We start from the raw sequence: 13,818 nt of genomic DNA on the forward strand, positions 1-13,818 counted from the left end.
GCTCTGCCACCTCGCTGGCGCTCACACCGGGCCGGGTGCCGTCCTCGATGTCGGCGGCCTTCAGCCAGTTCGTGAGCGTGGCCTCAGCGATGCCGAAGTCCTCAGCGATCTGCTTCAGCGTGGTCTTGGAGTCTCGTCCACGGGCGACCGCGACCACGTCATCGCGGAACTCTTGCGGATAGGGAGCAGGCATAGCGACATCCTCTCCTCTGATGCTGCGCACCAGAAGTCAGTTGTCACCTACGGCTGCATCACGCCCATCCGACTCTCTGAGCCCTTCGCCGCCCTCACACCAGAACCCACATCAACTGATGTCAGGTGTTCTAGTACGTCTGAAATTGTGGAGCTGAGGGGACTCGAACCCCTAACCCCCTGCTTGCAAAGCAGGTGCGCTACCAATTGCGCCACAGCCCCCGGTGGGGATCAGACCGAATCGCTGGCCTGAGCCCAGGCGTCCTGGCCGCCGGAACGGCGCCGCCAGAACAGGAAAGCACCCGCGGCCACGGCGATGAGAACGACGATCTTCTTCATGGTGAACCTCCAGGGTGCGGTGGGCCTAGCTGGACTTGAACCAGCGACCTCTTCCTTATCAGGGAAGCGCTCTAACCAAGCTGAGCTATAGGCCCGCAACAGCGTTGAACTCTACCCTACGTCCGCGACGTGCGGACCGTCGGGGTGGTCTCAGCGCTGATCCTCCAGGAACGTCACCTTCAGACCACCCAGAATCGACGCCGACAGGTTGTACAGATGGGCGGCAATCGTGGCCAGCGCGGTCATGAACACGACATTGAGCGCAGAGAGCACGAGCGTGAGACCCACGAGACGGCCGAAGCCGAAATAGTCGGAGACATCGAAGGATCCGGCGTCGTCGCTGAGGATATTGGTGACGCTGTCGTTCAGCGCACCCCAGACGCCGGTGATCTGCAGAACGACCCAGAACACCGCCATGGCCACCACGGCCACGATCATCAGCGCCACCGAGATCACGAACGCCAGACGCGTCACGGACCACGGTTCGATATAGCGCAGCCGCAGCAGTGCGCGTCCCGGCTCGGTGGCGTCCTGTTCGACCTCGACCTTGGTGCTCGCCGCGTCCGCCTTGCCGCGGGCCGAAACCTGCTGTTCCGCGGGCGGGGTCGCCGGACCCTTGCCCCTCAGCTTGCCTTTGAACTTCTCGGTCTTGTCCTTGACGGTACTGGTGCCCGTGCCGGTGTCCTTGGTCGTGTCCGACTCCGGTGCCGGCTTGTCATCCTTGACCGCCGGGATGACCGAGGTGGCATCCGGGCTGGACGCCGTGGTCCGGGTGTACTCGTCCTTGCTCAGACCGCTCAGCGGCTTGCGCGGACCCCCGGTGGCCGTTCCGCCCGAGGGGCGGCTCAGCGGCTGGCGCGCCGACACGCTCGGCTTCTCGCCCCCGCCCGGCTTCTTACTGGAGTCGGGCTTGCCGGTATCCGCGTTCTTGCCCTTCTCCGGGTTCTTGCCTTGTTCGGGCTTGGCCCCAGCTGCCTGCTTCTTCGCCGCGGGAGCCTCGGAGGCGCTCGACGACGATGGCGACGTCTTGGACGTAGGCGCAGAAGACTTCTGAGACGCAGTACCACCATCGGCCGACCCCGGCTTGGCACCGGAGGGCGCGGCCGACCCACCGGACTTCGGGGCAGATTTCTCGGCGGATTCCGGCGTGTTCTTCGCGTCGTTACCGGGCTTCTTCGGCCCGTCCTGGTCCGCCTCGACCCGCGGCATCTCCTGGGTCGGCGAGTCGCGCTTGCCTTGGCTGTCTCCCGGCGACTTCTCAGTCACTGCTCTGCCCCTCGTCGCTCGTCGTGCCTGATTCGTCCGTCGCCGCGTCGTCCTCGGTCGGGACCGTCTCGTTGTTGCGTGCGATGGTCACCACCCGGTCGTCCCCCTTGAACTTGACGAAGCTGACTCCCATCGTGCCACGACCCTTGGCGGGAACGCCGGAAACGAGGCTGCGTGTGATCTGACCGGACGCGGTCACGCTGATGACATCATCGCTGTCGCGCAGCACCAGACCGCCGACCAGCTCACCACGATTCTCGGTGATCTGCATGGCGCGGATGCCCAGACCGCCGCGCCCCTGAACCCGGTACTCCTCGATCGGCGTCTTCTTCGCGTAGCCACCGTCGGTGACGGTGAAGACGTACAGCGGATCGGATTCCTCCTCAGCGCCGGCCTTGATGACGGTCATCGACAACAGCTCGTCGCCGTCACGGAACTTCATGCCCGTCACGCCCGAGGTGGCCCGGCCCATCGGGCGCAGCTGCTCGTCATCGGCACGGAAGCGGATCGACTGGGCCTTGCGGCTGATCAACAGGATGTCGTCATCGGCCGAGACCAGCTCGGCGCCGATCAGCTCGTCGTCCTCGTCGCGGAAATTGATGGCGATGACACCCGCCTGCCGCGGGCTGTTGTAGTCCGAGAGCCGCGTCTTCTTGACCAGGCCCTTCTTGGTGCCCAGTACGAGGTACGGCGTCGTCTCATAGTCGCGGATGGCGAGCACGCGGGCGATCTCCTCGCCCGGCTGGAAGCTCAGCAACCCGGCGACGTGACCACCGCGGGCATCACGGCCGCCCTCGGGAAGGTGATACGCCTTGGCCCGGTAGACGCGGCCGGCCGTCGTGAAGAACAGGATCCAGTGGTGGCTCGTCGTCGCGAACACGTGCTGCACCGAGTCCTCGCCGCGCAGCGACGCGCCACGGACACCCTTGCCGCCACGACCCTGCACACGGTACAGATCGGTCTTCGTGCGCTTGGCGTAACCGCCGCGGGTGATCGTGACGACGACCTCCTCATCGGGGATCAGATCCTCATCGGAGAGATCGCCATCGGCCGGGATGATCTGCGTGCGGCGGTCGTCGCCGTACTTGTCGACGATCTCGGCGAGCTCGTCGCTGATGATCTGACGCTGCCGCTCCTCGCTCTCGAGGATCGCCTTCAGCTCGGCGATCTCGGCCTCGATCTTGGCCAGATCGTCGATGATCTTCTGGCGTTCCAGGGCAGCGAGGCGGCGCAACTGCATGTCGAGGATCGCGCCGGCCTGGATATCGTCGATGTCCAGCAGCGACTTGAGCCCCTCGCGCGCCTCATCGACCGTCGGGCTGCGACGGATCAGCGCGATGACCTCATCGAGGTGATCGAGCGCCTTCGCGAGGCCGCGCAACACATGGGCGCGCTTCTCGGCCTCCCGCAGGCGGTACCGGGTGCGCCGCTGGATGACGTCGATCTGATGGTTGACCCAGTTGAGGATGAAGCCGTCGAGCGTGAGCGTCCTCGGGACATCGTCGACGAGCGCCAGCATGTTGGCGCTGAAGTTGCTCTGCAGCTCGGTGTGCTTGTACAGGTTGTTGAGGACCACCCGCGCGACCGCGTCCCGGCGGACCTCGATGACGATGCGGCGTCCGACCCGCGAGCTCGACTCGTCGCGCAGATCGGCGATCCCCTGCAACCGCCCGGAGTTGACGAGCTCGGCGATCTTGCGCATGAGCGAGTCCGGGTTGACCTGATAGGGCAGCTCGGTGACGACGAGCTGCATCCTGCCCTTGGTGTCCTCCTCGATGTTCACCACGGCGCGCATCGTGACCGAACCGCGACCCGTGCGGTACATGTCCTCGATGCCCTTGGTGCCGACGATGAGGCCGTGCGTGGGGAAATCGGGGCCCTTGATGCGCTCCATCAGCGCCTCGAGCAGCTCCGCGGCCGAGGCACCCGGGTGCTTCAACGCCCACTGCACGCCCTCGGCGACCTCTCGGAGGTTGTGCGGCGGGATATTGGTGGCCATGCCGACCGCGATACCGGCCGAGCCGTTGACCAGCAGGTTCGGGATGCGCGAGGGCAGGACGGTCGGCTCCTGCGAGCGGCCGTCGTAGTTCGCCTTGAAGTCGACCGTCTCCTGGTCGATATCGCGCACCATCTCCATCGCGATGGGCGCGAGCTTGCACTCGGTGTACCGCATCGCCGCAGCCGGATCGTCGCCCGGTGAGCCGAAGTTGCCCTGCCCCGAGACCATCGGGGCGCGCATGACCCACGGCTGGGCGAGCCGCACGAGGGTGTCGTAGATCGCGGTGTCGCCGTGGGGGTGATATTGACCCATCACGTCACCGACGATGCGGCTGCACTTGCTGAAGCCGCGGTCGGGACGGTAGCCGCCGTCGAACATCGCGTAGAGCACCCGACGGTGCACCGGCTTGAGACCGTCGCGCACATCCGGGAGCGCCCGCGAGACGATCACGCTCATCGCATAGTCGATGTACGAGCGCTGCATCTCGTCGTGCAGCTCGACCGGTTCGATGCGGTCGGAGGGAGTCTCGCCGGTCGGCGTCTCAGTCATGGGTCAGGTACCTCGTTCGAGAAGGTGCTGGAGCTGAATGGTCGTATGTCGGTTCTGGGTAGCGGTGAGGAACGAGCCACCGGGACCGCTAAATATCCAAGAACCTGACGTCTTTGGCGTTGCGCTGGATGAAGGAACGCCGCTGGTCGACGTCCTCGCCCATCAGCACGGTGAAGATCTCATCGGCGACGGCGGCATCGGCCAGCGTGACCTGACGCAGCAGTCGGCGCTCGGGATCCATCGTGGTCTCCCAGAGCTCCGAGTCGTTCATCTCACCCAGACCCTTGTACCGCTGGACCGGAGCCTCCTTGGGCAGCCGGTGACCCGCCTCGTCGCCGGCCGCGAGCAGGGCATCGCGCTCGCGGTCGGAGTAGGCGAGCTCATGGGGCGCGTTGGTCCACTTGATCTTGTACAGCGGCGGCTGCGCCAGGTACACGTGACCCGCGTCGATGAGCGGCTTCATGAAGCGGAACAGCAGGGTCAGCAGCAGTGTGGTGATGTGCTGGCCGTCGACATCGGCATCGGCCATCAGGACGATCTTGTTGTACCGCAGCTTGGCGATGTCGAAGTCCTCGTGGACCCCGGTGCCGAGAGCGCTGATGATCGCCTGCACCTCCGCGTTCTGCAGGATCTTGTCGATGCGCGCCTTCTCGACATTGAGGATCTTGCCGCGCAGCGGGAGGATCGCCTGGGTGCGCGGGTCGCGGCCGCCCTTGGCCGAGCCACCGGCGGAGTTGCCCTCCACGACGAAGACCTCGCACTCCTCGGGATTACGGCTCGAGCAGTCGGCCAGCTTGCCGGGCAGACCGCCGCTGCCGAGGAAGCCCTTGCGGTTGCGGGCCAGGTCGCGTGCCTTACGGGCCGCCAGACGGGCGGATGCCGCGTCCATCGACTTGCGGACGATCGTCTTGCCCTCGTTGGGGTGGGCCTCGAGCCAGGCGCCGAGCTCGTCGTTCAGCATCTGCTGCACGAAGGTCTTGGCCTCGGTGTTGCCGAGCTTGGTCTTGGTCTGCCCCTCGAACTGCGGCTCGGTGAGCTTGACCGAGATGATCGCGGTCAGGCCCTCGCGGATGTCATCACCGGTGAGCCGGTCCTCCTTCTTCTTGACGAGATTGTTGTTCTCGGCGAAGCGGTTGACCGTGGTGGTGATGGCGGCGCGGAAGCCTTCTTCGTGGGTGCCGCCCTCGTGGGTGTTGATGGTGTTGGCGAAGGTGTGCACCGATTCGCTGAAGCTGGCATTCCACTGCATCGCGAGCTCGAGCGAGAGCCCGCTGGTCTCGTCCTCGCGCTCGATGTTGATGACATCGGGATGGATCGGCTGGCGATTGCCGGTGTTGATGTGCTTGACGTAGTCGACCAGGCCGCCGTCGTAGTGGAAGGTGACCTCGCGCTCGATCTCGTCGACAGTCCCCTCGGTCGCCTCGGGATTGGCATCGCCGGGGAGCTCGCGCTCATCGCGAAGGGTGATGGTCAGGCCCTTGTTGAGGAAGGCCATCTCCCGGAAGCGGGTCTTGAGCGTCTCGAAATCGTAGGTGGTGGTCTCGAAGATCTCGTCGGAGGCGTAGAAGGTGTTGCTGGTGCCGGTCTCGTCGGTGGCCTCGTGCCGCTCCAGCGGGGCATCGGGCTCGCCGTAGGTGAAGGACTGCGTCCACCGGTACCCGTCGCGCTTGACGTCGATGAACAACCGGGTGCTCAGCGCGTTGACGACCGAGACGCCGACGCCGTGCAGACCGCCGGAGACCTTGTAGCCCCCGCCGCCGAACTTGCCGCCGGCGTGCAGCGAGGTGAGCACCAGGGTGACCGCGGGGATCTGCTCGGTGGGATGGACGTCGACCGGGATGCCGCGGCCGTCGTCGACGACCCTCACGCCACCGTCGGCCTGCAGGACCACCAGGATCCGGCTGGCATAACCGGCCAGGGCTTCGTCGACCGAGTTGTCGACCACCTCGTAGACGAGATGGTGCAGGCCACGCTCGCCGGTGGAGCCGATATACATGCCGGGACGCTTGCGTACCGCTTCCAGCCCTTCCAGGACCTGGATGTTGCTGGCGTCGTAGGACTGCGGCTGACCATCCACGGGAAGGTCACTGTTGCTCTCAGGCGCTGGAGTCACTCGATAAGTATACGGGCAACCTCGTGGCGTTCAGCACACGCGCGGGGTAGATGTGGACGGCATGTCTCCTCCACAGTGCGGTTGTGAGCGACGAGAAGGCCCTTAGAACGCACTGTCGCCCCCTCCTCCAACCACCACCATGGCGGAAGAGGTGTTCGGCGTCCCAGCGGACGCTTGACACCGCGGCCGATGCGACTGCGGATTCACCGCATGGGGCACAGTGGAGTCATGACCGCTCCGCTCGTCGCCGAACCCACCAGATCGGCTGCCGCGCGAGGCCGCGTCACCGGACCGGCGGTGGCGGTGGCGATCGTCGGCACGCTCGCACTGGCCGGCCTCGTCATGGCCGCCCTGAGCTCCTCGACCGGTCAGCTCGTCGACGACGCCGCCATGAACGCCGTGACGGCCAGCAACACCGCCGAGATCACCCTGCTCAGCGTCCTCGGCCGGGTCTCGATCGGTGCGATCCTGGCGGTGGCCGCGGTGTGTGTCGTGATAGCGCTGTTGCGACGGCGCTTCGCGCACGCGGTCGGCGCGCTCGCCATCATCGGGGGAGCCAATATCTCGACCCAGGCGCTGAAGGCAGTGCTGGACCGACCGGATCTCGGTGTGGGACTGCACCTCGCCAATAGCCTGCCGAGCGGCCACACCACGGTGGTGGCCAGCGCCGTCGCCGCGCTGGTGCTGGTGCTTCCCGCCGCGGTCCGCCCCGTGATGGCCGCGGTCGGTACCGCGGCGATCGGGCTCACGGGTCTCAGCACGATCGTCGCCGGCTGGCACCGTCCCGCCGACGTGGTCGGCGCGCTGTTGATGGTGGTGATCTGGACGAGTCTGGTCGCCGCCGTGCTCGGCGGGCACCGCGGCCGGACCTGGGCGTCGGCGCTGACCGCGCTGCTCGGTGCCGCCGCGTCCGTCGTGTTCCTCGGCGCCGTGGGCGTCCGCCCCGCCTCGTCGTGGTCCGATGTCGTGCTCGCGACCAGCGTGCTGGGTGCCGTGGCAGCCATGACAGCAGCAGCCGTCACCCTCTTCGTCGCGGTGACCCCGGCCCACAACTGACCGCCCTGTCAGCCGTAGGTGTCGCGGGGGCCGCGGCCGCCTCTGACGGAGCGTCGGCCCCGAGTCCACGACGGTGCCTGCGGGCCGCGGATGTCCAAACGGATGACGGAACCGTCACCCAGCAGCTCGTTGAGCTTGGCGACGAGACGCGGGGCGAGGAGGGTCAGTTCGCGCGCCCACGCCGTGGACGTCGCCTGGATGCGCACGATCCCGTCGTCGAAGCCCACCACCTCGCTGTGCTGGGCCACCTCCGGACCCACGACCGAGGCCCAGTCCGTGAACACCCGGGTCGCGGCGAGCTGATCGGTCCACCCCTGCTGACGGACCAGCTCCCCGACGAAATCGCCGAGTGGGGTGGCGTCCTCACGCTGGGGACGCGCGGTCCGTCGCCGAGCACGCCCGCGTCGCCGTTGAGGCGCGGCCGGGGCGCCGCTCGAGCGGTAGGAGTCGGCGATCTCCCGCGCCATCTTGACCACGTCATCGGCCGAGTGCCAGGGCGCCTCGTCCTCCGGGGTGTCCTCGGGCTGCTCTTCGTCGGGCGGTGTCGGCTCGCTCATGCCGGCACCGCCCGAGAGAAGAACACGATAGGCCGACGCCGGCATGAGAAAGACCCCACACCACGCTCGCTCCGCTCGCTCATGCCGGCGTCACCTTTCCCGCATGGACCGCGAACCGCTCGTCGCCCAGGCCCTCGGGGACGTCGGCATCGACCGCGGCGGTCACGAGTACCTGTTCGGCCCCGCTGACGAGGGTCGCGAGATGGTCGCGGCGCCGTTGGTCAAGCTCGGCGAACACATCATCGAGGATGAGGATCGGATCATCGCCCTCGTCACGCAACAGGTCGTAGGACGCGAGGCGCAGTGCGAGGGCGAGGGACCAGGACTCACCGTGGCTCGCATATCCCTTGGCGGGCAGCTCGCCGATGCCGAGCACCACCTCGTCGCGATGCGGCCCGACGAGGCTCACGCCACGGTCCAGCTCGTCGCGGCGCCGCCGATCCATCTCCTCGAGCAGCGCGTCCGTGAGAGCCTTCGGATCTCGTTCGTGCACCTCCACCGCGCCCGCGGCCGGGCGATAGGCGGCGCTGACCTCGCGCCGGTCAGGCGACGCGGCGGCCGCGACGGACTGATACGCCACGGTGGCGTAGGGGATGAGCTCATCGAGTAGAGCCAGCCGCGCAGCCGTCAATTCGCCGCCGTTACGGGCCAGCGACTCATTCCACACCTCTAAAGTCGACAAATCTACTTGTCGCTTTCTCGCTGTTTTGAGGAGGGTGTTGCGCTGCTTTAGCGTCCGGTCGTAGTCGGCCTTGACGCCCGCGAGTCGCGGGGCCCGCATGACCAGCAGTCCGTCGAGGAAGTGCCGACGATCGGACGGGTCACCCTTGACCAGCGCCAGATCCTCGGGGGAGAAGATGACGCTGCGGACCATGCCGACGAGATCGCGCACGCGCGGCACCGTATTGCGATTGACGCGCGCGCGGTTCGACCGCCCTGGCGTGATCTCGACCTCGACCAAGGCCGGGCGGTCGTCCTTGACCACCTCGGCGCGCACGATCGCCTGGTCAGCCCCCGCCCGCACAAGCGGAGCGTCTCCGGACACCCGGTGCGAAGTCAGCCGCGAGATATAGTCGACCGCCTCGACGAGATTGGTCTTTCCCTGGCCGTTGGCACCCACGAACGCCGTCGCCCCCGGGCGCAAGTCGATGTCGACGCTCGGATATGAGCGGAAATCGACGAGCGAGAGACGACGGACATGCACGCGTCCACCGTAGCCGGTGCGGCGGTCTCACTGCCGCCCCACCGGACGGCGACGAGGTCAGGCGGTGGCCGGCGGGACGTCCGGGGATTCCTGGGTGGCACGCACGGCGTGACCACCGAACTGCTGACGCATGGCCGCCACCGCCTGCATCGCCGGGGACTCGTCCTGGCGGGACGTGAAGCGCGCGAACAGCGCAGCCGCGATGGTGTGCACCGGCACCGCGTTGTCGATAGCGGCCTCGACCGTCCAGCGTCCCTCACCGGAATCCTCGGCATAGCCCCGGATCTGGGAGAGGCCCGGATCGTCTTGCATGGCCTTGACCAGCAGATCCAGCAGCCAGGAACGCACGACCGTGCCCACGCGCCAGGAGTCGAAAACCTCGGTGACGTTGTCGACGATGTCGGACTTCTCGAGGAGTTCGAAGCCCTCGGCATAGGCCTGCATCATCGCGTACTCGATGCCATTGTGGACCATCTTGGAGAAATGGCCGGCGCCCACGCGACCGGCGTGGACGAAACCTTCCTCGGGCCCGGGGCGCAGCGCGTCGAAGGCCGGCTGGACCTTGGCGACGTCCTCCGCGGAACCGCCGGCCATCAGCGCGTAGCCGTTCTCCAGCCCCCAGACCCCGCCGCTGACGCCGCAGTCGACGTAGCCGATGCCGCGTTCGGAGAGCTGCTCGGCGTGGAGCTCGTCATCGGTCCACCGCGAGTTGCCGCCGTCGACGACGACATCGCCCTCGCCGAGCAGGTCCGCGAGAGCGTCGACCGTCGCATGGGTGGGATCGCCGTGCGGCACCATGATCCAGACGACCTTCGGCGCGTCGTCGGGCAACTGCCGCACGAGGTCGTCGAGCGAGGCGACATCGCTGAGCTCCTGATCACGGTCGTAGCCGACGACCGTGAGCCCGGCGTTGCGCATGCGGGTGCGCATATTGCCGCCCATCTTGCCCAGGCCGACGAGTCCGATGTGCATCGAGGTCACTTCCTTGGAGATCGAGTTCAGTTTTGCAGGCGAACCGGCATGATCAGGTAACGGAACGCTCCGTCGGGGTCGTTGCCGACCTCCGAGACGCCCGACATCGCCGCCGGTTTGGTGTGTTGCGTGAAGGCCAGATGGACGACTGGCTCGGACATCACGCCGAGTCCTTCCAGCAGGTAGGTCGGGTTGAAGCCGATCGAGATGTCCGGACCGTCGAGGGTGGCCTCGATCGCCTCGGAAGCCTGGGCCTCATCGCCGCTGCCGGCTTCGAGGAGCACCTGGCCCTCGGAGAAGCTCAGGCGGACCGGGGTGTTGCGTTCGGCGACGAGAGCGACGCGCTTGACGGCCTCGATGAAGGTGGCCGTACCGACATAGGCGACCGTCTCGGCCTGGGCGGCGAACAGCTGGCGGACCCGGGGGAAGTCGCCTTCGAGCAGGCGCGTGGTGGTGCGGCGGATGCCGTTGCCGACCGTGCCCTCGAAGCCGATCATGCCGTCTCCCGCATCGCCACCGGAGATGGCGATCGTCACCTCGCCGCTGGTGCCCAGGGCACGCGCGGTCTCGCCGAGCACCCGTGCAGGCACGAGCGCGCGAGCCGAGACGTCCGCGGTCTCGGGATACCAGGGCAGATCACGCAGGCTGGCGCGGAAGCGGTCGGTGGCCATCAGCGAGATCGTCTCGCCCTCGAGCTCCAGGCGGACACCGGTGAGCAGCGGCAGCATCTCGTCGCGGCCGGCGGCCGCGCTCGCCTGGGCGACGGCCGTGGCAAAGGCATCGGCCTTGATGGTGCCCGAGGCCGTGGGCATCTGCGGCAGCTGCGGATACTCGTCGACCGGCATGGTCTGCAGGCTGAATCGCGCGGAACCGCAGGTGACCTGCATCTTGGAGCCGTCCACGGCGATATCGACCGGCTGGTGCGGCAGAGCCTTGACGATCTCCGCCAGGAGGCGGCCCGAGACCAGGACCTGGCCGTCGTCGTGGACCTCGGCGGGCAACGTGGCGCGGGTCGAGGTCTCGTAGTCGAACCCGGCGAGGGTCAGCTGCCCGTCCGCGGTCTGGAGCAGAAGTCCGGCCAGCACGGGCACGCTCGGCCGGTTGGGCAGACTGCGAGCCGTCCAGGCGACGGCATCGGCGAGGGTGTCGCGGTCGATGCGGAACTTCACGAGAGCAAGGCCTTTCGGGTCGCACGGGAGATGCATCGAATCCTGCCACGAGCAGACGACAGCGAACCAGCGCGGGAGGCTTCGGCCCGGTCGATCCACATCCAGGGACGGTGGTGACTTCGTCGGGTTCTTGTCATGTATATCTCTGTCGTCGTCGTAGTAGGCACTGTGGATCTTGTGGAGAACCGGTGTTCGTGCTGGTCAGAGCGTTGAACGGTGCGTGGACGAGGTGTGGAGCACCTCGTGGAGCGGCCCCGTCGAGGTGTGGACGAGTCGTCGTCGTCCACCCTTCGTGCACAGGCGACCCCCGCCGTCTCCACCACGTGTCCACAGTTACCCACAGTGTTTTCCCCAGTTGTGAAAAGAGGTTGACGCGCGCGGGCTGCTGGTAGTAAAGGGCATCACGCTTGACGCGCCTGTTGCTTGATCCGGGCGGTGAGCTCCGTCACCTGGTTGTAGACCGCGTGCTTCTCCGCCATGAGCTTGCGGATCTTGCGCTCGGCGTGCATGACGGTGGTGTGGTCGCGGCCGCCGAATTCCTGGCCGATCTTGGGCAGCGACATGTCGGTGAGCTCACGGCACAGGTACATGGCGATCTGGCGCGCCAGTACCAGGCTGCGCGACCGGTTGGTGCCGCAGATCTCGTCGATGGTGAACTCGGTATAGGTGGCGGTCTGGGCCATGATGACGCCCACGGTGATCTCGGGCTCCTCGCCCTCGGCGACGAGATCCTTCAACACGATCTGCGCGAGCTGCAGATCGACGGTGGTGCCGTTGAGATTGGCGAAGGCGGTGGCGCGGATGAGGGCGCCCTCGAGCTCGCGGATATTGGTCTGCACCTTGCTGGCGATGAACTCCAGCACATCGGCGGGCGCGGTGAGCTTCTCATTGGAGGCCTTCTTGCGCAGGATCGCGATGCGGGTCTCGAGATCCGGAGGCAGCATCTCGGTCTGGAGCCCCCAGGTGAATCGGTTGCGCAGACGCTCCTCGAGGGTCTTGAGCTCCTGTGGCGGCCGGTCGGAGGTCATGACGATCTGCTTGTTCTCGTTGTGGAGCGCGTTGAACGTGTGGAAGAACTCCTCCTGGGTGGACTCCTTGCGCTCAAGGAACTGGATGTCGTCGACCAGGAGGACGTCGATCTCGCGGTACTTGCGGCGCAGGGCAGGGGTGCGGTTCTCGCCGATCGCGTTGATGACGTCGTTGACGAACTCCTCCGAGCTGACGTAACGCACCCGCGAGGACGGGTAGAGGTTGAGCACGTAGTGCCCGATCGCGTGCAGCAGGTGGGTCTTGCCGAGACCGGAGTCGCCGTGGATGACCAGGGGGTTATAGGCCTTGCCGGGTGCCTCGGCGGCGGCGACGGCGGCCGCGTGGGCGAAGCGGTTGGACGAACCGATGACGAAGTTCTCGAACTGGTACCGGGGATTGAGCCGCGCCTCGGCGATGCTGCTGCGGTGTTGCTCGGAGCTGACGGGTCCCATCGCGGCGGGGCGGCTCACCCAGCTCGGTGTGAGGACGTCGCTCTCGGTGGGCTCGTCGGTGTCGTCGAGATCGTCGTCGTCCTCGTCGATGAGGGTTGACGTCTCTTTGTCGACATATGTCTTTGTCTCTAATTCATCGAGAACGCTCGGGTCGATCGTCACGACGAGACGGGTGTCCCGGCCGAGGCGCGCGGTGAGCGACTGCTCGAGAGCCGGACGCACGCGAGATTCGAGCTGCGCGCGGGTGAGATCGTCCTGGACGGCGACGATGAGCAGACCGTCGTGGTGCGAGAGCGGCTTGGCACCGTAGACCCAGACCTTGGCGCCGGGCGAGAGCGTGGCAACGGCCTCGGCCCACACATCGTTCAGGTCCTGGCTCTGGCCGTGATCCACATCGCTCACCGACGTCGCGCTCCTCGTAGCTGGTCTCGTCCTGCCTGTGATGACGGGCGAGCCGCCCGACTTGTTCACAGACTTGTCCACAGACTGTGAATGACTGACGCCCCCGAGAGCGCATTCCTGTGGAAAAGCCTTCTGGGACTCTAACGGCGAGTGCCTTGCTCCCACAACCCGGGTTGAAGAAATCTGTGGACACATCGGCGTGTCGACTGGAATTCTCTATCGGCGGCGCAGTACAACGGGCCGGTTTGACCCGATTCTGGTGCGCCCCGTACCGTAGAGAGGTCGACACGTGCGACTTCCGCCGCATGCCCACGAGGTAGACTTCGCGGGCGAGCGGTGGCCGTCGATCGCGGCCCACTACAGACGTCAAAGGAAAGACTCGTGAGCAAGCGCACCTTCCAGCCCAATAACCGCCGTCGTGCCAAGAAGCACGGCTTCCGTCTCCGCATGCGTACGCGTGCCGGCCGCGCGATCCTGTCCTCGCGTCGTCGCAAGGGCCGCGCCAATCTGTCTGCCTGA

12 protein-coding genes and 2 tRNA genes are annotated in these 13,818 nt (G+C 66.7%); 2 read left to right on the forward strand and 12 right to left on the reverse strand.

The window, feature by feature from the left end:
* From FNM00_RS18890 to gyrB, 7 genes are all read right to left on the reverse strand, one after another.
* Positions 1–193 (reverse strand): transposase (locus FNM00_RS18890; RefSeq protein ID WP_185973201.1); only part of this gene is annotated, 193 nt, incomplete at its 3' end.
* A gap of 148 nt (positions 194–341) precedes the next feature.
* A tRNA-Ala gene (locus FNM00_RS16435) sits at positions 342–414 on the reverse strand.
* 9 nt (positions 415–423) lie between these two features.
* Positions 424–531 carry a DLW-39 family protein gene (locus FNM00_RS19080; RefSeq protein WP_221933787.1) on the reverse strand — a complete coding sequence of 36 codons (108 nt, stop codon included), beginning with the start codon at positions 529–531 and terminating at the stop codon, positions 424–426.
* 20 nt (positions 532–551) lie between these two features.
* Positions 552–626 (reverse strand) — tRNA-Ile (locus tag FNM00_RS16440).
* Positions 627–681: 55 nt separating this feature from the next.
* On the reverse strand, positions 682–1,797 hold the full coding sequence (locus FNM00_RS19295) for a DUF3566 domain-containing protein (RefSeq protein ID WP_246065207.1): 1,116 nt from the start codon (positions 1,795–1,797) through the stop codon (positions 682–684).
* Complete coding sequence (gyrA, locus tag FNM00_RS16450; RefSeq protein WP_143914630.1) at positions 1,790–4,345, reverse strand: DNA gyrase subunit A; 2,556 nt, start codon at positions 4,343–4,345, stop codon at positions 1,790–1,792. Before gyrA ends, FNM00_RS19295 begins: the two co-directional genes overlap by 8 nt.
* An 88-nt stretch (positions 4,346–4,433) precedes the next feature.
* On the reverse strand, positions 4,434–6,458 hold the full coding sequence (gene gyrB / locus FNM00_RS16455; protein ID WP_143914631.1) for a DNA topoisomerase (ATP-hydrolyzing) subunit B: 2,025 nt from the start codon (positions 6,456–6,458) through the stop codon (positions 4,434–4,436).
* Between the two features lie 228 nt (positions 6,459–6,686).
* Between gyrB and FNM00_RS16460 the strand changes: the two genes are divergently transcribed.
* A complete protein-coding gene (locus tag FNM00_RS16460; protein WP_185973202.1) occupies positions 6,687–7,514 on the forward strand; it encodes a phosphatase PAP2 family protein in 828 nt (275 codons plus the stop codon).
* 8 nt (positions 7,515–7,522) lie between these two features.
* On the opposite strand, the gene FNM00_RS16465 is transcribed toward FNM00_RS16460, so the two are convergent.
* The 5 genes from FNM00_RS16465 to dnaA all read right to left on the reverse strand — a co-directional run bounded on the left by FNM00_RS16465 (position 7,523) and on the right by dnaA (position 13,299).
* Complete coding sequence (locus FNM00_RS16465; RefSeq protein WP_185973203.1) at positions 7,523–8,071, reverse strand: DciA family protein; 549 nt, start codon at positions 8,069–8,071, stop codon at positions 7,523–7,525.
* A 79-nt stretch (positions 8,072–8,150) separates the two neighbouring features.
* Positions 8,151–9,275: a DNA replication/repair protein RecF gene (recF, locus tag FNM00_RS16470; protein WP_143914634.1), complete on the reverse strand. Its 1,125-nt coding sequence runs from the start codon at positions 9,273–9,275 to the stop codon at positions 8,151–8,153.
* A gap of 57 nt (positions 9,276–9,332) precedes the next feature.
* Positions 9,333–10,247 carry a phosphogluconate dehydrogenase (NAD(+)-dependent, decarboxylating) gene (gnd, locus tag FNM00_RS16475; protein ID WP_143914635.1) on the reverse strand — a complete coding sequence of 305 codons (915 nt, stop codon included), beginning with the start codon at positions 10,245–10,247 and terminating at the stop codon, positions 9,333–9,335.
* A 26-nt stretch (positions 10,248–10,273) separates the two neighbouring features.
* Positions 10,274–11,416, reverse strand: coding sequence for a DNA polymerase III subunit beta (dnaN, locus tag FNM00_RS16480; RefSeq protein WP_143914636.1), 1,143 nt, complete (start codon positions 11,414–11,416; stop codon positions 10,274–10,276).
* A gap of 401 nt (positions 11,417–11,817) precedes the next feature.
* On the reverse strand, positions 11,818–13,299 hold the full coding sequence (gene dnaA / locus FNM00_RS16485) for a chromosomal replication initiator protein DnaA (protein ID WP_246065208.1): 1,482 nt from the start codon (positions 13,297–13,299) through the stop codon (positions 11,818–11,820).
* Positions 13,300–13,680: 381 nt separating this feature from the next.
* Here dnaA and rpmH point away from each other — a divergent pair, with 381 nt between their 5' ends.
* Positions 13,681–13,818 (forward strand): 50S ribosomal protein L34, encoded by a 138-nt coding sequence (gene rpmH, locus FNM00_RS16490; protein ID WP_087622387.1) that lies wholly within the window; start codon positions 13,681–13,683, stop codon positions 13,816–13,818.

The organism is Aeromicrobium piscarium, assembly GCF_007421815.1.
Lineage (GTDB): Bacteria > Actinomycetota > Actinomycetes > Propionibacteriales > Nocardioidaceae > Aeromicrobium > Aeromicrobium piscarium.